We start from the raw sequence: 22,256 nt of genomic DNA, 5'->3' as shown, positions 1-22,256 counted from the left end.
GCAATAAACCAGCAACAGCTAACCCCTCTCATCCAGCAGAGAAAGTCGCAGTCAACGGTCAATCCACCGTTGGAAATGGCAATAAACCAGCAACAGCTAACCCCTCTCATCCAGCAGAGAAAGTCGCAGTCAATGGTGGAGTGAAATCTGTGCAGAATGGGCAATCAGACCAACTAGATATCAAGTCTTTGCAACCTATTCCAGAACTTCCTCTAAGTTACCTAAGAGCTATAGACAACTTAGAGTACACATTAATAGAGTTCAATCGCCATCAACATGATATCTTGCAGGTTCATGAACAATCTTTGAACCATCAGACAGAATATACCAAAACCTTTTTCCAACTCATGCAGCAACAACATGCGTTGTGGGGAAATGGTAAATTCAGCGAGCCACAAACACAAACACAAACACAGCAATTAGTAGTCTCTAGTTCAGAACGCAGCATCATGCGGTTTCACGACCATCAAGCTGATAGCATCCGCATCCATGAGCAATATCTGAACCATCAGCAAGAATACACTAACAACTTTTTCCAATTGCTCCAGCGACATTATGAACAGTCGTCCAGCAATACCACTCCACAAAGTCTGATACCGCCAATTAACTATCAACCTAGTCCAGTAGTTCCACCAACCCAAAAGGATAACTCTGTTCTGGAAACTGCATCGGTTGATGTACCGAGTAACGGTTTTGCCACTAAATCTGAGCCAGTTTCAACTAATGGTAATGGCACAAATGGTAATGGCGCACATCATCAAGCAGCAGTCTTGGATATTAATCCATTAGAGGAGAATAAGACTGCAACTGTAGCGTTTGTACCCTCAGCACCCGCAGAACCAGTAATACCCACAGAACCAGTAACACCCACAGAACCAGTAGCACCCATAGAACCAGTAGCACCCCCACCCCCAGCAGTAATCATTGATCAAGCCATCCTGAGCGAAACTCTGATTAACGTTGTTAGTGATAAAACAGGCTATCCAACGGAGATGCTAGACCTGACAATGGATATCGAGGCAGATTTGGGGATTGATTCCATCAAACGTGTGGAAATTCTCGGAGCGTTGTTAGAACTATATCCTGATTTGCCCAGACCGAATCCCGAAGAAGTAGGACAGCTACGCACCCTCGGTCAGATAGCTGAGTATATGGGGAAAATTGCATCAGAAATCTCAGCAGCGATCCCTGCGGTGGGCCTTGTCAACGCACCTGTGGATGAAACAGGGCGAGATGGCAAAGATGGGGGAGATGACGGTGATGGGGGAGTAACAGTAACATCACCCTCATCCCCTTCATCCCCCTCATCTCCAGAGCTTACTAACATTGTCTCCAACGTCGTTAGCGAAAAAACTGGCTACTCGATGACGATGTTAGATTTATCAATGGATCTTGAGACAGATTTGGGAATTGATCGCGTCAAACTTGTGGAAATTCTAGGAGCCTTGCTAGAACTATATCCTGATTTACCCAAGCTGAATTCAGAAGCATTGGCTCAACTACATACCCTCGGACAAATTGTTGCATATATAGAAAAGGGACTAGGGACTGGGGAAGAGTTTTCCCAATCCCCATTACCCAGTACCCAATCCCCAGTACCCAATCCCCAGTACCCAATCCCCAGTACCCAATCTCGAATTCTTCGCTCTCCTGTCAAACTCAAATATCTTCCTGAACCTGATTTTTTAGATTTCACTTTCCCCGATCAGCATATTGCCTTGCTTACTGATGATGGTTCTCTCACCACGACGAAACTAGCTGAGACTCTGTTAAAGCGTGGCTGGAAGACTGTTGTCTTAACTTTTCCCTCAACTGTGATTTCTAAGCAATCTGCTTTACCTGAAGGGGTTAGCCGTGTGGTGCTTGCAGATTTGAGCGAGGAGCATTTGCAAGAACAGTTAACAGCGATCGCTAATAATTATGGTGCGATCGCTACATTTATCCATCTGAATCCCTCAAATCACGAAGATACAAGCAAGAATGTCCGCTATCTGGAATCAGAAAGAGCTATTCTTCGCCATATCTTTCTCATTGCCAAATATCTCAAGGAACCACTGAATCAAGCAGCACTTCAAGGACGCAGTAGTTTTGTAACTGTGGCCCGTCTGGATGGCGAATTCGGACTAGGACACAAAACTAACTTCGGTGCAATTGGCGCTGGACTATTTGGACTCACTAAAAGTTTGAACCAGGAATGGGAATCTGTATTTTGCCGAGCGATCGACCTCAATCCTGATTTAGATGCCGAAATATCAGCACAGCAGATTCTCGCCGAACTTCATGATCCCAATCTATTGGTTGTGGAAGTGGGATATAGTTCACAAGGACGATCAACCTTAATATGTGAACAAGAAGAACAAAAAAACAGAGCGCAGGAAGTAGGAACAATCCCTTTTGCACCCAGCACCTTTTCCGCCAACCTTTTCCCCATCTCGAATGCCCAATCTCAAGTATTTCTCGTAAGTGGCGGTGCCAAAGGGATAACGGCTCAATGTGCGATCAAACTAGCGCAACGTTATCAATGCAAATTTATCTTAATAGGTCGTTCCGCCGCCGATCCAGAACCCGTGTGGACTGAAGGCTACTTGAGTGAAGCTGATTTGAAAAAGCGGATTATGGAGGATTTCCTCGCTAGAGGCGAAAAACCCACACCTGCAATGGTGCAGAAAAAGTTTAACGTTATTTCATCTAGTCGGGAAATTGCCACAACCTTACAAGCCATTAAACAAGCGGGTGGGAAAGCTGAATATTTGAATGTTGATGTGACTGATGCGATCGCGCTTTCTGAACAAGTCGCTAATGCTGTGAAGCGTTTTGGCCCAGTAACAGGAATTATTCACGGGGCTGGTAATCTGGCTGATAAGCGGATTGAGAAAAAATCAGTCCAAGATTTTGAAACAGTTTACACTGCCAAAGTTAAAGGTCTAGAAAACCTGTTGCGGTGTGTACCACCCAATCAATTGAATTATTTAGTCCTATTTTCTTCTGTAGTTGGTTTCTACGGAAATGTCGGACAGACAGATTATGCGATCGCTAATGAAATTCTCAACAAATCAGCCCACCTTGTCAAACGCAACCATCCCCATTCTCATGTAGTAGCGATTAATTGGGGCCCTTGGGACAGTGGTATGGTTTCTCCTGAATTAAAGCAAGCTTTTGCTGAACGAAATATTGAGACTATTCCGATTGAAATTGGCACAGAGTTTTTAGTTGATGAATTAGCTAGTACAAATCAAGAAACTGTGCAAGTTGTGATTGGTAGTCCCCTGGTGTTTATGCCGGAAAAGCTACCAAGTGAGTTAAGAACTTTTCGTATCCAGCGGCAACTCAAATTAGCTGCTAATCCCTTTTTAGAAGACCATGTAATTGCTGGTTATCCAGTTCTACCAGCAACTTGTGGACTATTATGGATTGCTAATGCTTGCGAACAAATATATCCTGGTTACAAAGCTTTCAGTTGTACCAATTATAAAGTTTTGAAGGGACTAATCTTCGATGAAAATTTACCAACTGAATACACTTTAGAATTGCAAGAAATTGCTAAACATGATATCAATGAGATAGATTTCGATGCCAAAATTTGGAGTAAAACTCCAGAAGGTAAAATTCGTTATCATTTCAGTAGCCAGATGAAACTGAAGCGGGAAGTTCCTAGTACCCCTACACTCGAATTTCTGAACTTAAGCCAGGATCATAGAATCACCGCTACGACTTCATCACTTTATCAAAATGGGGCAGCTACCTTATTTCACGGACTTACTTTTCAAGGCGTAAAATCTGTCTTAAATGCCACTCTGGATAAGATAACCATAGAATGCTACTTGCCAGAACCAGCAAGAAGACAACAAGGACAATTCCCAGTCCAAACATTTAATCCCTATATTGCAGATGTGCAGATTCATGCATTTTGGATTTGGGCACAGCATTTTTATCAGGTAGCTTGTCTACCTTCGGAAATCAAAACTTTTGAACAGTTTGAAGCTGTCCCCTTTGATGAAACATTTTATGTTTCTTGTGAAATAAAATCTAAAACAGAATCGGGTTTAGTGGTTGATGTTATCGCCCATAATCAGCAAGGACAAATATATACCCGAATGCTTGGAGCAAAGGGAACTATTTTACCCAAGCAATTAGATGAAATTTAACTAGGAATTAGCCTAACTTTTCACTTAATTTGGAAAAGCTTCCTAACCCCAGCTAAGAAATTCAAAGTCTCTCTCCTTTAAGGAGAGAGATTTAGAGAGAAGTTTTCCAGATACCGTAAAAAGTCAGAGAATCAGCAACTCAAAAATGTATATATCAGCTTGAGGAGACAGGTGATGGAAGAATTTGTAAAAAATAAAACTCCTAAAATAGCAATTGTGGGAATGGATTGCTATTTGGGTGGTGACTGCAAAGGATTAGATGCCTTTGAACGCAGTATTTATGAAGGAACTCAGCATTTTATTTCCATACCTCCTCAGAGATTGCAAGCAATAGAAGCACAAGAAAAGTTGCTGAAAAACTATGGTTTTGCCGACGGTGCATTACCATTAGGCGCATACATCAAAGATTTTGAGATTGATGCTTTAGATTTAGAAATACCGCCAGAAGAAGTAGACAATTTTAACTCTCAAGAACTATTGATGCTTCAGGTAGCTGATAATGCCCTCAAAGATGCGGCACTTCCTCAAGGAACAAGAATAGCGATAATCATTGCTACTGCTACAGAACTGACTCTAGACAAACTTACCAAAACAGAAAAATTAGAAGCGATTGACAAAGACAGTGAATCTCCAAGTTACATCGAAAATGGACTGGCTAATTATATTTCCAAACTATGGAATTTTGCTGGCCCTGCATTCACATTAATTGCCAAACACAATACTGTTTTTAAAGCCTTAGAACTTGCACAAAAGCTACTCACAATCAGAGAAGTAGATGCTGTTTTAGTCGGTGCAATCGAGCTTGCTGGGGATGGCGCTAGTGTTTTACGACGAAATCAAATAACAAAAGTTAACACAGGCGTGAATACTCTCAGTTATGACCAGAATGCCAATGGCTGGATAGTAGGCGAGGGTGCGGCGGCTGTAGTAATGAAGCTCTACGAAACAGCAAAACAAGAGAACAATCGCATATATGCAACGATTGACGCTCTTAGTGTCCTGAAAAATTCAACAAATCGCGTCTCCAGTTCCCAATCCCCAAATTCTGAAGCGGTGACACAAGTTTGTCAACAGGCTTTTCATCTTGCAGAAATCAAACCGAAAGATATCAACTATTTGGAAGTTGTTGGTAGTGGAATTCCCCAGCAGGATGAGTCAGAAATTAAAGGTTTGCTCACAGCTTATCGCACATTTGAACCAAATTTAACTTGTGCGATCGGTAGTGTCAAAGCCAATATTGGTCATACACATACTGCATCGGCAATAGTTAGTCTGGTTAAAACAGCACTCTGTTTATATCATCGCTATATTCCTGCGGTTCCCCAATGGTCTAGCCCCAAAACGCCAGAGATTTGGCAAGGTAGTCCTTTTTATGTCGCTTTTGAATCAAAACCCTGGTTTTTAGAAAAAGGAGCTACCAGAAGAATAGCTGCGATTAATGGGATGGAGGTAGATGGGAGTTACGCACATTTAATTTTGTCAGAGGAACCAAATCAGAGAGATCACAGCAGCCGATATTTAGAGCAAATGCCTTATTATGTATTTGCGATCGCAGCTGATGATCAATCAACTTTATTAGACGAAATCCGCACTCTTGAGCAAACGATTCAAAATTCTTCTTCCCTATCTGACGCTGCTAGGCAGACTTTTACAGCTTTTCAACAGCGTCAACAGGCAACTTATGCTCTAGCAATTCTCGGACACAATCAAGAGGAATTGCAACGGGAAATTCAGCACTCCCTCAAGGGTATTGCCCATGCCTTTGAGACAGGGAAAGACTGGCAAAGTCCTCTTGGTAGCTATTTTACGGCCCAACCAATGGGTCAAAGAGGTAAAGTTGCTTTCGTTTACCCAGGTGCCTTTAGTGCGTATATCGGATTAGGTCGAAATCTGTTTCGTTTGTTTCCTCAACTTTACGATGATCCCTTCATCAGAAGCATCTACAATCGTGTTGCTAACGTCGAAAAGCTTATTTATCCCCGAAGCTTAGAAAAATTGTCAACCAGGCAATTAGAAGCCCTTGAACAGCGATTGCTTAAAGATTCAGTAGCAGTACTCGAATCAGAAATGGCTTGTGCTGGACTGATGACAGCAATTCTGAAAAATTATTTTCAACTCAAGCCCCAATCTGCATTTGGTTATAGCTTGGGCGAAATTAGCATGATGTTGGCTCAAGGTGTCTGGACTGAGTTTCAAGAAGGTAGTGAGGGCTTTAACTCATCATCTCTGTTGAAGACGAGGCTATCTGGCCCCAAAAACGCTGTGCGCGAGTATTGGGGATTACCTCAAGGACAAGATGAGCAAGGCGAAGATTTTTGGCGCAACTATATTCTCATGTGTCCAGTCTCGCGTGTTCAGGAAGCTATTAAAGATGAAAAGCACGTCTATTTGCCCTTAATTAATACTACAGAAGAAGTTGCGATCGCTGGTGATATCCAAGTCTGTCAGCGAGTGATTGCCAACTTAAATTGTAATGCTTTTTCTGCTCCCTTCACCCATGTAATTCATTGCGAGACAATGCGCTCTGAATACGATGAACTTGTGAGATTAAATACATTACCTACTCAAAACGTACCAGATACTATTTTCTATTCCGCAGCCGAGTATAAACCCATTGCCCTTGACAGCAATTCTATTGCTCACAACATTGCTCAAAACCTCTGTCAACAGCTTAATTTCCCTCAGCTAATTAACCGCGTCTATGAAGATAGTTTCAAAATATTCATCGAAGTAGGTGCCGGTAGTAACTGTTCTAGATGGATTGATAAAACCCTCAATGCAAAAGAACACATCACCGTGTCTCTTAATAAAAGAGGTGTAGACGATCATACTTCTATTATCAAAGCCTTAGCAAAACTCCTCAGTCATCGGGTTAATTTAGATTTATCACCACTATATTCTCAAGAACCAAAAGTTTCCTACAAAAACAATTCTGGGGTGAGATTTATAACCTTAGACAGTAGCAAGATTAATTACACATCTTTGAACAATAACAAACAAGAAAAACTTCAAGATATATCTTTTAGCCATCCCATTAACACTGTTAATCAACAGCAGCATAAACTACCAGATTTTAAGGAATTAGCACAAATGAATTCTTCTTTGTTTCAAACTACAATCACAAATCCTGTCAACACCTCTAGAAATACAGAACATATCCAACAGCAAGAAGCTCTTAAAAATGGTAGCGAATCGACTGGGCTATTGCTACAAGAGCGTAATTTAGAAACTGTAGAAAAATCAGAAAATAACGAAACTTGGATAACAGAACAGGAAAATTATCAATCCATTCTGACTTCTAGTTTGACAATTTCTCATGTTATTGACGAACCCCATTGTCTCAATTTACGTAGCCCTTACTATCAAAAGCTAAGTGAGAATGCTTCTCGTATGACTAAAACCCATGCTGTTTTTTTACAAGCGCGACAGGAGTCACTAAAGCAAATCAGCGCCATAATTCAGTTGCAAATGGCTTGTTACCAAAGATTATTTGAATAAAATCTAAATTTTCAAACTATGCAACTACATTATCTGACTGGAGAAGGAAAAACATGATAGGCGCAAACAATATACTAAACAAAAATGGTAATTACCTGAAAGTATCAGACTTTTCTTACCATCAAAATCAAGTTTGGCAAGGTGCCTTAGATTCTGTATCTTTTAACGAAAAAGGCATAAAATCTAAATTGCTAAATTTAGAAAAACCTTGTTATATTATTAGAGTCGAAGGAAAAATTGGTGCAACTAATGAAGGTTATTTATATCCTTACAACCAAGACAAATCTGAAGATGTAGAAATATTAATAGCTGTTCCACCGTTATCAATTCGACAATTAGGTGATCCAACTTTTCTCAGCTTTCATGGCGTAAAATACGCTTATGCCACGGGCGCAATGGCTCAAGGAATTGCTTCTGAAGAACTAGTAATTGCCCTTGGTAAAGAGAAAATCTTAAGTTCATTTGGTGCTGGTGGCTTATCTCCTGCTCGCGTCGAAGCAGCCATTAACCATATTCAACAAGCTTTACCCCAAGGGCCTTACGCATTTAACTTACTCCACAGTCCCAGTGAACCTGCTATTGAACGCGGTGTTGTTGATTTGTATCTTAAATATCAGGTAAGAACAATCGAAGCTTCCGCCTTCCTCGATTTGACTGACAACATTGTTTACTACCGCGCTGCTGGACTTGGTTTGAATGCAGCCAATCAAATCGAAATCAAAAATAAAATTATTGCCAAAATTTCTCGGAGAGAAGTTGCAATCAAATTTCTGCAACCTGCTCCCGCAAAAATCTTAAAACAATTAGTTGAGCAAGGTCTTATTAGTGAATTACAAGCAAGCCTAGCCGAAAAAATTCCTGTAGCTGACGATATTACTGTAGAAGCAGATTCTGGTGGTCATACAGATAATCGTCCTTTGGTTTGTCTTTTACCATCTATCTTGGAATTGAGAGATGAAATTCAAAGAAAATTTTCTTATGAAAAACCAGTCAGAGTAGGAGTAGCAGGAGGAATTGCTACGCCACAATCAGCATTAGCTGCCTTTATGATGGGGGCTGCTTATGTTGTAACCGGCTCAATTAACCAGTCTTGTATTGAAGCTGGAACTTCTCAACATACCAAACAATTGCTGGCTCAAGCCGAGATGGCTGATGTGATGATGGCTCCGGCGGCAGATATGTTTGAAATGGGGGTAAAACTCCAAGTTCTCAAAAGAGGAACTCTCTTTCCTTTGCGAGCACAAAAACTGTTTGAGTTATACAAAAACTATGACTCAATTGAAGATATTCCACGAGCAGAAAGAGAGAAACTAGAAAAACAAGTTTTGCAAAAGAGTTTGGAAGCAGTTTGGCAAGAAACAGTTAGTTATTTATCTCAACGCAATCCTGATAAATTAAACAAGGCTGTTAATAATCCCAAATTGAAAATGGCTTTAATTTTTCGTTGGTATCTTGGATTATCATCTCGTTGGTCTAACTTTGGGGAAAAAGGTAGGGAAATGGATTATCAAATTTGGTGTGGGCCAGCTATGGGCAGCTTCAATGACTGGGTTAGAGGTTCTTATTTATCTGAATCAAATAATCGTCAAGTCGTTGATATTGCCAACCACATTATGACCGGAGCGGCATTTTTATACCGGATGCAAAGTTTGAAAATCCAGGGTTTACAAATGCCAGCTTATTACAGTGAATATCGTCCAGTTGTTTCTAATTAAAAAGAGGAAAATAACATGAGTACTGTTAAAATTGATAACCGAATTCCCAAGATACAAAATAAGCTTTTCGAGCAGGCACATACTAATTCCTTAGAATTAAAACCTGTCGCTATAGCGATGAGCAAGCAGGGAATTAAAGGAGAAAAACTCTACTCTCATCCGGGAATGCTTCCCTTACCCGTACCGATTTGTGAGTATTTACTTTCCTTCACTGCTCGTCAAATGACAATTTTATCTGCGACATTCTTTGCTAACTTATACAAGTATGTTGCCAATAGCGAATATCAGTCTCTCATTTCCAACATGAGCGTTGCCGAAAAAGTTTTTGCTTCCTACTCGGATGAATTTATGATTCTTCATCAGGAAACTAATGAAGAAATGGATCATATTTGGTCTTTTAGAACCGTATATAGTATGGTTTGCCGAGAAATAGGAATTCAAAGCTCTTTTGATGAGCCTGGTTTTTTCTATGGTTCTGTTGGTGCAATACCTCAATCAGATTTTGACAGTTTCGATACCCGTTTTACTTTTGATGAAGATTTAAATGAAACCCTGCTAAACCTTCAAAAAGGTAAAAGCTTTCTTAAAAATATTGTCGAGCAAACGCAGCAGCGAGGCAGTAATTTTACATATCGAACTTTACGGTTCATGATTGGGGATGCGATGAGAATGCTACCCGCCGAAAAAGTTCAAGAAAGTGGCTTGGGTAGTTTGACTTTGTTATATCGGTACATGGCTAATGTGGAGTTGAAAAAAAGCGAAGCTTATTTATTTGACTCACCTGAAAAGTTTGATTATGAACCATTAGCTTTTGAATTGAATCAAGGTCACTTAACAGACGAAGCACGTCATTACACAACATCTTTTGATTTAGGAGTAGAACTGTATAGGGTAGCTCCTCCAGAGGCTCAAGATTTCATTCGATATTTCATGCAGCTAATTGTGGAAGACTATATTAGTGCTAGTTTCACAACTTATTTGGAGAAGTTAGACCTGACCGTGCAAGGAATCATGTTAACTGATGTTAGAATCGGGCTAAACTCACTAAGTATGTCTCTGCACCATCCTGAATTAGTTGATAAGCAGGTAGATATAGATCAATTAGTTCATTCCTGGAGACAGGTAAGTTCAAAGTGGCGCAATATTATTGGTTACATAGAACAAAAAAGTTGGCAATACAAATCTCAGCAGCTAGAGCGTCTGATTAAAGAACTGGGATTGGAATTAAATACAACTAAGCTAGGTAATCGCTATGAGCGTTACAAGGATGCTCTGGCAATTAAGGAAATTCAAAAAGTTGTTGAAGTTGCCTAAGGTTTGCTAAATCTGCTAACCCTATTTCCTGAACCTAGTGAGTTGAGAAATGATAGTATCTATTCATTTTGAAGACGATCAAAAAACAGTTCAAGTTGAAGCAAACCAACGCTTAACTAAGGTTTGTGATGATCATCCTAGTTCAATTTTATTTGGTTGTCGTTGCGTTGCTTGCGGAACCTGCCTCATAGAAGTTGTCAGTGGGATGGAAAATCTAACTCCTGTGTTGGATGAAGAGCGGATTTTGCTTGATGTATTGGCTCCAGAGAATCCCAATATTCGCCTAGCTTGTCAATGCATTGTGCAGGGCGATATTTGCATTCGGGTAGCTAATTAGTTGACAAATTTTATATAGCCCGATATGCACTTAGGAGATTAGGACTTACGCAAAACTATACGCACTCTGGGGCAATTCATGTAGATGTAAAGCACCTACTCTTACGAGAACGCTTTCAGCGAACTAGCAAGGTATTGCCCCTATCTAAAAATCATTCTTTTGGTAAGTCCTAGCAAATGAAGAAGTAGCGAAAGTTCAAACATTTTCTAGTATTCCTTACCTTCAAATTTTCCCAAATTTTAGCAAGTATAGCAATCCTATTGATGCTATGAACAAGAATGATAGGTTTTTAGCATGTTCATATCCTCTTTAGAAATGCTACATATCCAATTCTTTTTACTTCAGAGGTGTGTAAATGAGTCAGTCTACTCCTGAGACAACTAAAAAGCAGTCTTATACCGCAGAAGAAATTCAAGCTTGGTTAGTATCTCATATTGCCGAGCAGTTAGGAGTTGAACCCAAAGATATAGATGTCAGCCAGCCTTTAGATAGTTACGGATTAGAGTCAGCGCAGGCAATGTTTCTTGTTAGCAAAGCAGAGAAATTGTTTGGTTTTGAGCTATCTCCAATCCTATTGTGGCATTACCCCACTATTGAAACATTATCCCAGCGTTTAGCCGAAGAATCTAAAGCTTCGCAGTCAGAGATTTTTGAGATTTGAACATCAAAGCTGTTCTTGAAAAATTTACATAACAAAACTTTGATAGTTTGAAACTATGAGTATATCCAGGTTTTAGCAAAGCTTACTCTACAGGTTGTTAAATAATGACAACCTCCATAGAAACTAAGCTTGCAAACATCAGTCGTTAGAAGAAATCAAAAGTAAATATGATTTACAACAGGAAACTGGGACGCATCGAGCAAGCTATGGAAATCTTAAATAGCCGTGCTAAAACCTGGAACATAGTAACTATTAGTCGCATCAAGGGCTATATCTGCGAAGAAACTCTAGCACAAGCTTTAGACGTGATTCAGTTTCGTCACCCTCGTCTAAATTCTCAAATTGTTTGTTCTAAGAATAGTCTCAGTTTTCAAAATCAAGGAACAGCAAAGATTGGTTTACGGGTTGTAAGGCAGTCAAATAATCAGCAGTGGGAAGAAGTGGTTTATGAAGAGATGAACAAAGGAATTGATAGTAGCCAAGGTTTGCTACGAGTGGTTCTTGTGCATCTTTTGGGTGATCAGCACATAACTTACCTAATTACAACAATACACCATGCGATCGCAGATGGTTTATCATCCATCCAACTTCACTCCGAAATATTGACTTGTTGCCAAAAAATTGTGTCTGGTGAACCAATCAATCCAGGTGCCAGCTTAACTCCGCTTCCACCCATCGAAGAATTAATGCCCGAATGGACTAAAGGGTTTAAAGGTAGGATAAACAGCATTATATTTTTGTTACAGCTTGGATTTAAAAAAATCTGGAATCGACCAAAAACATTAGGTTTTGAAAAGTACGTATCTATTGCAAAGCGTCGTTGCAATATTATCCACAGACAACTTGACCAAGATTTAACCCAAAAGTTTGTAAATCATTGTCGGCAAGAAAATACAACAGTACATAGTGCATTGTGCGCTGTAATGATGTTTACAATAGGGAGAAAAATAATTAAAGGCAATAGAAAAAATATACGAGTAAATTGCCTATCATATTTTGATTTGAGGAGACTTATCGAACCAGTAATCAGTGATAATCACATGGCTGTATTAGCCTCCTCTATCATGGAATTTCATACCATAGAAAAAAATACGTCCTTATGGGAATTAGCCCGCGAGGTAAAACAAAAGCTTGAAGTTAGTAAAAAATCTGGTGATCTCTTTAAAATGATTTTGATTGCCAAGGATCTTATAGATTTTTGTTTTATTTACCCCAGGCAAGTAGCTGCTACGGTGTCTGTTTCTAATGTTGGCAGAGTCAATATTCCGAAACATTATGGTGAATTTGAACTAGAAGAAATCAGTTTTGCTGGTTCCCATGCTTTGTATGCAGGTGTTTTTATTATCCACGCTTCAACTTTTCAAGGGAAAATGCTGTTGAATTTTGTCTTTTCTGAACCTTCAATCAGTCAGAATACTATGGAGACTCTTGTCAATAATGTTATGTCTTATATTCTTGAGATTTGCAATTTAAATTTAGACTCTAGTTTAACATGCAACTAGTACCACACAACGTAAATAAGCCACCAATTTTAAATGTCTAAAACCCTGGCAAATAATTAATTACGAATTACGTTAGCGCAGCGTTAGCGAGTCATCGAGCGTCATTACGAATTACGCCTTGCGGCACTAGACTATTCATTGCTCAATTGAGGGGCTAAGAAATCAAACCGCAACACGAGAGTCATTAGTCCTTGAGATACTACTCTCACTCTTTAACGTGGCATTGGTTTTTACGTCCCGGCGTATGTACCAATGACCAATGACTACTTAATGAATATTTTGAACCAATTAGGAGATTCTAAAACAATGAACGCATCAAAACTTGTGGCAAATCTTACTGAACAAGGTGTTCATCTATGGGTTGATAACGACAAATTAAAGATTCGCTCACCAAAGGGAGTCATCACATTAGAAATGCAAGCAGAAATAGTCGCTTGTAAAGCAGAGATTGTAGCATTTTTACAAGAGATGGATGTGGCTGCTGACTTAGAGTGTGTTCCTTTAAGTCAAGGACTCAACTTGCAAACCATTGGTCGTCTAATTGGGGGATTTACAGAACAATCAACAGTGGAGTATAAGCCACCAATTATCGATCCTAAAGTTATGGCTCAAAAACTGATAGTTACATTTAAACCTTTACCTAATAGTTACAACAATCAAGAAATTCTGAAATTCCGCCAAGAATTGGAGGATAAACTGATAAATTATGGGGTTAAAGTGTTAACTTGGGAAGAAGCGATCGCAGAATTTAACTATGACTTGACAATTCCAATAATTAACAAAAGGAAGAACTTCAAGTTCAAAGGGGTTAAATCAGAAGTTAATGCAATTATTGATGTAGAAATACCTCATTCAATTCTAAGAAAAGTTGGTATTTTTGCAGCAGAGGCTCTCTATCAATTTTATTCTAAATTCGTTTTAAATGGTCGCAAAATACCTGTTATAAAAATGGCTCGATTAAGCAGTTGGGCTGAAGATCATGCAGCTAAGTATGTTGATAATCCTAGTAAGACACAAGTCATTACAATTACTGACATAGATCATGATTTTGTCAACCCTCTTATTCCGTATAAACAGAAAATAAATATTGGCTTAAATACTTTAATTAGAACATTTTCAGAGATTGTTGTTGGAGTCTCATCTGAGAAAATTTCTATATTAAACATGAATCTTTCAGACTCTATTTTCTCTAAAAATGAGATAGATAGGTTTGTGTTAAAATCACTAATTCCTAAAGTTTTTGTACCGATCGCACCACTTTTGCTGAGTCGCTTTGAGCTAGGACAATATAATCCTAAAGAATCTATCTACGCTCCCAAATTAGTAAAATTAGGTCAAGAATTAGCATCGACAGGTTTATTTCCACCTGGTTTTAAGTTAGATGAAGTTATCAAAAGAAAATCTCACAGAGATATTGTCAGCGTCATCATAAATGGTAGAACAGGTGTCTCTTATGGCTTTGTTGCTTATGCTGAACCTCCACAATATTTTGGAGATATAGAATTAACTAAAAATGAGTGGGAAGGTCTATTACCTGTTAAGGGATTTAGTAGTAACGAACTTCGTCAAAATGAAAAAGGTAGACGCTATGTCAAAATTAAGCTGCTAGAAGAAGATGTATTTAGACAAGTACCTGATATTTGGCTTGTAAGTTCTCGTTCAGGCTCAAATAAAACAAACTTGAATATCGCTGATGATATTATCAGAATTGGTTTGAAAGAAAAGCTATATCTCCAACTACCTAAAGTGATTCAGTCGGAGTTAGCAGATATGAAACCTTCTTATGATATTTATGTCATGCTGGCGATTAGTCTTTCGGCGGCTTTGTATACACCAGAATTAATTAAAGATGGTGCGGCAATTGTTCATTTCCACGGTTACCCAGCATTTGATTGGTTTAAACCAAATGAATACTGTGTTGGAGTACATAATCCTTCAGTACCTTGTGGAACCTATGAATCTGGTGTATTTAACTTTCTGGGGATTTCTAGCTTGGTTGAAAAACAAGCAAGAGATATATCTTTAGTTAGTTTGATAGAACCAGATCATGGCACAAATTTTATAGCTCATGATTTGGATTATCTAGTCGAAAGATTGAAAGCCGGGTGTGCAGATGGGGAAATTGAACTAGGTGGAAAACATTTTGCCTCTCTCAAATCAAAAGTAGAAGAATACAAAATCTAAATTCGTAAGATAGGCTCTTAATTATCACTGTTTAGTCGTTAGGATTGCTATATAAGTAGCATTCAAAAGAGTGATTTGCTTTGCTACGGAATATCTGCGTGTAGCAAGCTTTCAGAGTAGGGATACAATAAAATACAGCAAAGCTGAAGCAGCCAATCATAATTCAGCTTAGGTCATTCGTATAAAATGCTAGAGCATTATTCCTAGCATTTTTATACGAATGACTTTTTAGTTTGGATAAAAATTTGCTCAAGTATTTATCAAGTTGCATATGAGTTGCATATGAGTTGCGATTGAGTATCTCGCCGTCATAATATGCTTATAAATCACAACTGGAGGAGATTGTTCGGCAGTGTTAAAAACATTCTTACTATATATGTGAGAATCAATGACGCACCTGAAATCAAACCAGCAATACAGTGGTAGATTAAATCTGTGAATATCGAAAACAAAACTCTTCTCATCACAGAAATTAATGGGTTTGTCGGCTTGCGTTTTGCTGAGTTAGCCATAGCAAAGGGAATGAAAGTCCGTGGGCTGCAAAGTTCCCCAGATAAAGCTAAAGCAAAAAAAGCGCAAAAGCTGGACATTGAGGTGATTGCTGGTAGTGTTACTAACCCAGCTACTGTCAAAGTTGCTTGTCAGGGAGTAGATGTAGTTGCACATACGGCTGAACTAGCCAAAGAAGGTGGATCACTTGACCATTTTCGTGAGGTAAATGTTGGCGGCACTGTCAATACAGCTAAAGCTGCTAAGAATGCTGGTGTTAAGACCTTTGTGCATCTTTCAAGTGGGATGGTCTACGGCTTCAACTATTGCGATCGCATTACAGAATCTGGGCCATTGTCTGGAGATAATAATCCCTACTGTCAAACGAAAATAGAAGCCGAAGAAGCAATATTACCACTAAATTCCCCACCAGATTTTGGCCTCATCATCATTAGAGCAGGTGATGTTTATGGGCCAGGAAGTATTCCTTGGATAGTCCGACCCATTTTGATGATGCGTCAAAAAGAATTTGTCTATGTCAATGATGGAAGGGGAGTCATCAATCACGTATACATAGACAACTTGATTGATGCTATCTTTTTGGCGATTGAAAAAGAAACCTACGGTGAAATATTTAATATCACTGATGGACAAGAAACTTCTTGGAAAGAATATTTTACCCATTTGGTAGAAATGGCCGGTACGCCTACACCCATATCTCTGCCAAAAGATGAACTCAAACTTCTGATAAAACTACGTTCCCAAGGACAGAAACTATTTGGCAAAAAAGCCGATATTCTGCCAGAATCTATAGATTTTATCACTCGTCCCTATGCTTATTCAATTGCTAAAGCAGAAAGTCTTTTGGATTATAAACCCAAAATTGATTTGAAAGAGGGGATGCAGCACATACAAGAATGGCTACAAAAGGCAGATATCTAAATGATAATTTAGTCGCTGTAGTCGATTTATAAAGTTTCAATACCAAGTGTTAAACCATCAACCATACATATCAAGTGTTAGACCATCAAGCATACATACCAAGTGTTAGACCATTAACCATAAATACCAAGTGTTAAACCATCAACCATAAATACCAAGTGTTAGACCATCTTAAGAACGATTCACTAAGTACAAATTGATGGCAGCCCAATGTGCAAAATATCTCTCTTATCAAGGAGTTGATTAAGCAAATAACATATCTGCTTAATTACTCTTAAAAAAACTCTTGGCGTCAGACCGAATGCTGTGGATTGTTAATTACTTATGAACCTGATCCACCTTCTATTACGTACTTCTTCTCTCCACCTTAGTCTTGCTATATTAGCTGGTATTTTTAGTGGCGCTACTGCTGCTGGCTTAATTGCTCTAATTAATATGACATTGAGCCAAAACCACCCATCAAAAACTATATTGATTTGGAGTTTTGTTAGTCTTTGTCTAATACGACTAATTGCTAGTTTTACTTCTCAATTTCTGTTAATCCAACTTTCACAAAAAGCAATTCTCAATTTGCGGATACTTTTAACCCGCCGCATTCTTGCCTCACCCTTACGTCATTTAGAACAAATCGGTGCTCATGGTCTTTTAGCCGTCCTCACTGAAGATATTCAAACAATCTCTAACACAATTATTACTGTTCCTTTTGTATGTATTAACATTGCCATTGTGATTGCTTGTTTGATTTATCTGGGCTGGTTATCTAAAATTGTCTTCCTTATAGGTATTAGCTTTATGTTTCTGGGAATATTCAGCTATTCACTACCAATGAAGAAAGCTATGTCTTTTCTAAAATTGGCTCGTGAACAGGAAGATAGATTGTTTAAGCATTTCCGTACTGTAACTCAAGGCACAAAGGAACTTAAGCTGAATCATAGTCGACGCCAAGCATTTCTTTCTGAAGATTTTCATACCACTGCCTTATCATCCCGTCATCATAATGTTGTGGGTATGAGTATCTTTGCTGCTGCTGCTAGTTGGGGACAAATACTATTTTTTGTGGCTATCGGGTTACTTTTATTCATTATACCTACTATAAATAAAATTCATCCGACAACTTTATCTGCATATGCCCTAACTATTATTTATTTAATATCACCTCTAGAGTACATTATGAGTATGATGCCTAGCATAACTAGAGCTTTAGTTGCTTTAAAAAAAGTAGATTCTTTAGGACTTTCATTAGCCAATTACTCAAATGATAGTAGTTACAATATTTCACTGACATCAGATAAATCTTGGAACTGCTTAGAACTAGTAAATGTAACCCATACTTATTATCAAGAGCGAGAAGAAAGCAACTTTATCCTTGGGCCTATTAACTTGAAATTTCATCCAGGAGAACTTATTTTTATTGTAGGAGGTAATGGTAGTGGTAAATCTACCCTCGCTAAATTAATTACTGGGCTTTACATTCCTGAAACAGGAAATGTTTATCTAGATGACAATCTCATCGATAATCATAATTTAGAGTGGTATCGCCAGCAATTTTCTGTAGTATTTTCCGATTTTTATCTTTTTGATCGCTTCCTGGGTTTGGATAGTAACGATCTAGATATTCAGACTCAAAAGTACCTTGTTCAACTACAACTAGACCATAAAGTTAAGGTCAATAATGGAGTACTTTCTACCACCGACCTTTCTCAAGGACAGCGCAAGCGCCTTGCTCTAGTTACTGCTTATTTAGAAGACCGTCCTATCTATATGTTTGATGAGTGGGCATCAGATCAAGATCCTGTATTTAAGGAAATTTTCTACACTCAACTTCTGGCGGAGCTAAAGAATAGAGGTAAAACTGTACTGGTTATCAGTCATGACGACCAATATTTTTACCTAGCAGATCGGATTGTCAAGCTGGAATACGGCCAAGTAAAAACTGAACATTTAAACATTGGAAAGGAGTAAAGCAATGTTTTTGAATAACTTAGTAGAAGCTTCTGATCGCCCCAGCAATTTTTTAAGAAAAGAAAAACTTGCATCACAAAGCAAACAAGACAAAATTTTGGAAGCAGATGTAAAATCCGTTCTGTATTACAGAACTTGGATTCACGCTAAAACTAATAATACTTTCGTAAAATAAAGTTGATGTTAATTGCGTATTTGACTTTTCAAAAAATCCAAAATAAAAGCAGGAAAAATCCTGACATATTACAAGGCAGCGAAGCAAAAGCTTTTTGGTGAAAGTAATCAGCTCACTAATAAATATAGTGGAGAATTGCAACTTATTGGATTCATATTATTAATTCATATAATTACAGCATAAAATAGTTGCAATAATAGACAGGACAAGTTATCTAAAAAAGCTGTTATTTAGCTTCATAGTCTGAAATAGTTTGACAGCAACAGGATAAGGTTTAAGGTGTTTATCATGACAAATTTAGCAGGTAAAACAGTACTTTTGACAGGTGCATCACGTGGTTTAGGAGTATACCTTGCCCACGCTCTAGCTAGAGAGCAGACAACTGTAGTTTGCGTATCTCGTTTTAAGTCCGGACTAGATACAACATGCGCTCAAATCAAAGCTTTAGGTGGGAAAGGGATAAGCATTCCCTTTGATATAACAAACATGACAGAACTTTCTATTCTGACGACGCAAATTAATAAAATTGCCGGTCCAGTTGACATTTTAATTAATAATGCTGGTATAGAACTCTATCGTAATTTTGTAGATTATTCTCTAGAAGAAATGCAGTTAGTTGTCTCAACAAATCTACTTGCTGCTATGGAAATAACCCGTTTATTACTGCCAAGTATGCTGGAAAGGCGTAGTGGACATATTGTCAATATTGCTTCTGTAGCTGGAAAAAAGGGAGTTGCTTACAACAGCATTTATTCTGCAAGTAAAGCTGGTTTGATTATGTGGACTGATGCTATACGACAAGAATTGGCTGATACTGATGTAAATGTCTCGGCAATTTGTCCAGGATATGTTAATAAAGTCGGAATGACTTTTAATACCCATGTACCGCTACCCCTGCTAGCGGGTATCTCCACACCAAAAAAAGTGGCAAATGCAGTCATTAAATCTCTTAAACAAAATCAGACAGAAGTAATAGTCAATCAAAGCCCGATCACAGAACATTTGACTAAAATTATGTTTGCAATTGGGCAAATATGTCCAGAATTTTTAGATACAATTTATCGCCTGATTGGCGTGGTCAAACTGAACAAAATGCGTACAGAAAATTTAACCAGTATTGAAATGCTGCCTACTTACATGAAAAAACAGTTGAAAAATACTAGTCTTACATAAGATTTGCCTGAATTGATGTGAATGCTTATATGCATATCAATTAAGGATATTTTGCTCTTTTGTTGTGTATGCAGACTTGAATAAAAACCAATGACAAAGGATATGTCAACAATGCTTAAAAATTCCTACATTCCTAATCCGCTTAGCAATACCTTCAAATCTTTAGCTTGGGGTTTCAAGTTTATCAATAGTCAAATAATGTTGTACAAAGAGGCCAGGCTAGCGCCCACTTTCCATGAGATGGTACTAGAAATTGCCAATCTTCCACTAGAGCAAGTACCAACGCGCAAAATGCTAGCTGGATTGCTAGTAGGTTGGAAGAATAATTTTTTTGCTGCTGACCTTGATTATCTAGAGGAAGTGGCCAAGCAAGCTGTGAATACCCCTGGGCCTATCCTTGAGTGTGGCAGTGGACTAACAACTATTCTTGTGGGATTGCTTGCTGGTCGGCGCGGTGTTGAGGTTTATTCTCTGGAGCATATACCAAAGTGGTACACACGTATAAGTGATATGCTGCAACGCTATTGCATTTCAGGAGTCAATATTTATTTATCACCGTTGCACGACTTCGGAGGCTTTTCTTGGTATCAACCTCCTTTAGCTAGTCTGCCAAATGATTTCCGCTTAGTTATTTGTGACGGGCCTCCTACGAATCAAACACCTGGTGGTCGATATGGTCTTTTGCCTGTTCTTGGACAACATCTTGCTACCAATGCCCTGATTTTGCTTGATGATGCCGATCGCGAGGGCGAAATAGAAGTGCTGCGCCAATGGACAACTGAAGCAAAAATGAGCGTTGTGCAGCGCGAATTGTCTTCGGGATCATTCGCATTAGTGACTTATTTAAGCAGAGTTAATCAATTTGAGGTAAATCAATGAACCAGATAGGGATCTATATTTTTGCAGTTTTGGTAGTTTTTGTAGTTATTCAGACGCTCTGTGCGCTGGCTTTTACATCATCACTTTGTTTGCCAAAATCGCAGATCATGGCAGATGAGTTGTTACCTAAAGCGGTAATTATCCTTTCCTTACGAGGTGCTGATCCATTCTTAGCTGATTGTATTCGCGCCTTAGTAAACCAGAACTATCCCCAATATGAATTGCACATTGTAGTTGATAGTCAGGAAGATCCTGCTTGGGATATCATCACAAAAACCATCCAGCAAACAGGAGCAACACACGTTAAAGTCAGTCCTTTAATTGTGCGGCACAACACCTGTAGTCTCAAATGCAGTGCCTTAGTGCAAGCCATATTTGCATTAGATGATTCTTACAATGTAGCGGCTTTCATAGATGCTGATGTCATTGCCCATCCAAATTGGTTACGCGAATTAGTTGTACCCTTAATGGACAAACAAATTGGAGCTAGCACAGGAAACCGTTGGTATTTGCCACCAAGCGAACAATGGGGTTCGCTGGTGCGATATGTATATAACTCGGCGTCTGTTGTGTCTATGTATATCCACGAATATGCTTGGGGAGGTTCAATGGCAATGAAACTCTCTAATTTGCGACAAGCCCAACTTTTAGATATATGGACGCAAAGCATTTCTGTTGATGCACCAGTTCACAGAGCTTTGCAAAGCATCGGCTTAAAAGTGAAATTTGTGCCTACTGTTATGATGATCAATCGCGAGGATTGTGATTTAGCTCAATGCTTGCGCTTTATTACACGCCAATTAATGATGCCAAGGCTCTATCACCCTAAGTGGATGCTGTTTGTCGTCCAGGTATTCGTACCCTCATTAGCTCTTGTAGTAGCTATAGGAATGATGCTAATTTCCATACTCACAGGTAACTTTGCAGCAACAGCTTTGTTTGGGGGCGGATTTGTAGGCTATATCTTGGTCATGGCTTTACTCATTACACGTTTGGAACAAGGTGTGCAGCAGGTGCTTTGGGAACATAGCAAACTGATGAAGCGTTTTTCGTTTCGATTTTTAGTAAAACTTTTGTTGGCAGTTCCACTGACACAATTAATTTCTACCCTCGCTACAGCATCAGCCATGATCAAGCAAAATGTTGAGTGGCGTGGCGTTGTCTATCAAGTCAAAAACCCTTATGATATTCTACTAACTGAATACCATCCTTATCAAAAGTCACTTCAAGCACTTGATAGTAAAGCTTCAATTGGCTAACTTCAACCTTAGCATTTTATT

Annotated in this window: 13 protein-coding genes; all 13 read left to right on the top strand. The window is 38.8% G+C overall.

Translation table 11 applies throughout. The features are described 5' to 3' along the window. Positions 1 to 4,145 (top strand): SDR family NAD(P)-dependent oxidoreductase (locus ABF638_RS16430; protein ID WP_435023892.1); only part of this gene is annotated, 4,145 nt, incomplete at its 5' end. A 174-nt stretch (positions 4,146 to 4,319) separates the two neighbouring features. Further along, positions 4,320 to 7,643 carry a PfaB family protein gene (locus ABF638_RS16425; protein WP_435023890.1) on the top strand — a complete coding sequence of 1,108 codons (3,324 nt, stop codon included), beginning with the start codon at positions 4,320 to 4,322 and terminating at the stop codon, positions 7,641 to 7,643. Between the two features lie 53 nt (positions 7,644 to 7,696). Continuing rightward, the gene (locus tag ABF638_RS16420; RefSeq protein ID WP_435023888.1) at positions 7,697 to 9,358 is read left to right on the top strand and encodes a PfaD family polyunsaturated fatty acid/polyketide biosynthesis protein; all 1,662 of its coding nucleotides are present in this window, start codon (positions 7,697 to 7,699) and stop codon (positions 9,356 to 9,358) included. A gap of 15 nt (positions 9,359 to 9,373) precedes the next feature. Beyond that, positions 9,374 to 10,672: a hypothetical protein gene (locus tag ABF638_RS16415; RefSeq protein ID WP_435023887.1), complete on the top strand. Its 1,299-nt coding sequence runs from the start codon at positions 9,374 to 9,376 to the stop codon at positions 10,670 to 10,672. 49 nt (positions 10,673 to 10,721) lie between these two features. Continuing rightward, positions 10,722 to 11,009 carry a 2Fe-2S iron-sulfur cluster-binding protein gene (locus ABF638_RS16410; protein ID WP_435023886.1) on the top strand — a complete coding sequence of 96 codons (288 nt, stop codon included), beginning with the start codon at positions 10,722 to 10,724 and terminating at the stop codon, positions 11,007 to 11,009. Positions 11,010 to 11,364: 355 nt separating this feature from the next. After that, on the top strand, positions 11,365 to 11,670 hold the full coding sequence (locus ABF638_RS16405; RefSeq protein WP_069074437.1) for a phosphopantetheine-binding protein: 306 nt from the start codon (positions 11,365 to 11,367) through the stop codon (positions 11,668 to 11,670). A gap of 167 nt (positions 11,671 to 11,837) precedes the next feature. After that, on the top strand, positions 11,838 to 13,172 hold the full coding sequence (locus tag ABF638_RS16400) for a phthiocerol/phthiodiolone dimycocerosyl transferase family protein (protein ID WP_435023885.1): 1,335 nt from the start codon (positions 11,838 to 11,840) through the stop codon (positions 13,170 to 13,172). Between the two features lie 306 nt (positions 13,173 to 13,478). Further along, positions 13,479 to 15,356 (top strand): hypothetical protein, encoded by a 1,878-nt coding sequence (locus ABF638_RS16395; protein ID WP_435023894.1) that lies wholly within the window; start codon positions 13,479 to 13,481, stop codon positions 15,354 to 15,356. A 435-nt stretch (positions 15,357 to 15,791) separates the two neighbouring features. Next, positions 15,792 to 16,787 carry an NAD-dependent epimerase/dehydratase family protein gene (locus ABF638_RS16390; protein ID WP_435023884.1) on the top strand — a complete coding sequence of 332 codons (996 nt, stop codon included), beginning with the start codon at positions 15,792 to 15,794 and terminating at the stop codon, positions 16,785 to 16,787. Between the two features lie 324 nt (positions 16,788 to 17,111). Beyond that, on the top strand, positions 17,112 to 18,749 hold the full coding sequence (locus tag ABF638_RS16385) for a cyclic peptide export ABC transporter (RefSeq protein WP_435023882.1): 1,638 nt from the start codon (positions 17,112 to 17,114) through the stop codon (positions 18,747 to 18,749). Positions 18,750 to 19,212: 463 nt separating this feature from the next. Continuing rightward, positions 19,213 to 20,097: an SDR family NAD(P)-dependent oxidoreductase gene (locus ABF638_RS16380; protein ID WP_435023881.1), complete on the top strand. Its 885-nt coding sequence runs from the start codon at positions 19,213 to 19,215 to the stop codon at positions 20,095 to 20,097. Positions 20,098 to 20,199: 102 nt separating this feature from the next. Continuing rightward, positions 20,200 to 20,976 carry a hypothetical protein gene (locus ABF638_RS16375; RefSeq protein WP_435023879.1) on the top strand — a complete coding sequence of 259 codons (777 nt, stop codon included), beginning with the start codon at positions 20,200 to 20,202 and terminating at the stop codon, positions 20,974 to 20,976. Further along, a complete protein-coding gene (locus ABF638_RS16370; protein ID WP_435023878.1) occupies positions 20,973 to 22,235 on the top strand; it encodes a glycosyltransferase in 1,263 nt (420 codons plus the stop codon). The genes ABF638_RS16375 and ABF638_RS16370 overlap by 4 nt, the downstream gene beginning before the upstream one ends. The last annotated feature ends 21 nt before the right edge of the window (positions 22,236 to 22,256 follow it).

The organism is Nostoc sp. CALU 1950, assembly GCF_051172895.1.
Classification (GTDB): Bacteria; Cyanobacteriota; Cyanobacteriia; order Cyanobacteriales; family Nostocaceae; genus Nostoc; species Nostoc edaphicum_A.
Note: the sequence above shows the minus strand (reverse complement) of the source record. Positions and strands in the feature narration are given on the sequence as shown.

Coding starts and splice junctions, on each gene's coding strand:
- ABF638_RS16425 (WP_435023890.1), top strand. CDS start 4,320: ATGGAAGAATTTGTAAAAAATAAAACTCCTAAAATAGCAATTGTGGGA.
- ABF638_RS16420 (WP_435023888.1), top strand. CDS start 7,697: ATGATAGGCGCAAACAATATACTAAACAAAAATGGTAATTACCTGAAA.
- ABF638_RS16415 (WP_435023887.1), top strand. CDS start 9,374: ATGAGTACTGTTAAAATTGATAACCGAATTCCCAAGATACAAAATAAG.
- ABF638_RS16410 (WP_435023886.1), top strand. CDS start 10,722: ATGATAGTATCTATTCATTTTGAAGACGATCAAAAAACAGTTCAAGTT.
- ABF638_RS16405 (WP_069074437.1), top strand. CDS start 11,365: ATGAGTCAGTCTACTCCTGAGACAACTAAAAAGCAGTCTTATACCGCA.
- ABF638_RS16400 (WP_435023885.1), top strand. CDS start 11,838: ATGATTTACAACAGGAAACTGGGACGCATCGAGCAAGCTATGGAAATC.
- ABF638_RS16395 (WP_435023894.1), top strand. CDS start 13,479: ATGAACGCATCAAAACTTGTGGCAAATCTTACTGAACAAGGTGTTCAT.
- ABF638_RS16385 (WP_435023882.1), top strand. CDS start 17,112: ATGAACCTGATCCACCTTCTATTACGTACTTCTTCTCTCCACCTTAGT.
- ABF638_RS16380 (WP_435023881.1), top strand. CDS start 19,213: ATGACAAATTTAGCAGGTAAAACAGTACTTTTGACAGGTGCATCACGT.
- ABF638_RS16375 (WP_435023879.1), top strand. CDS start 20,200: ATGTCAACAATGCTTAAAAATTCCTACATTCCTAATCCGCTTAGCAAT.
- ABF638_RS16370 (WP_435023878.1), top strand. CDS start 20,973: ATGAACCAGATAGGGATCTATATTTTTGCAGTTTTGGTAGTTTTTGTA.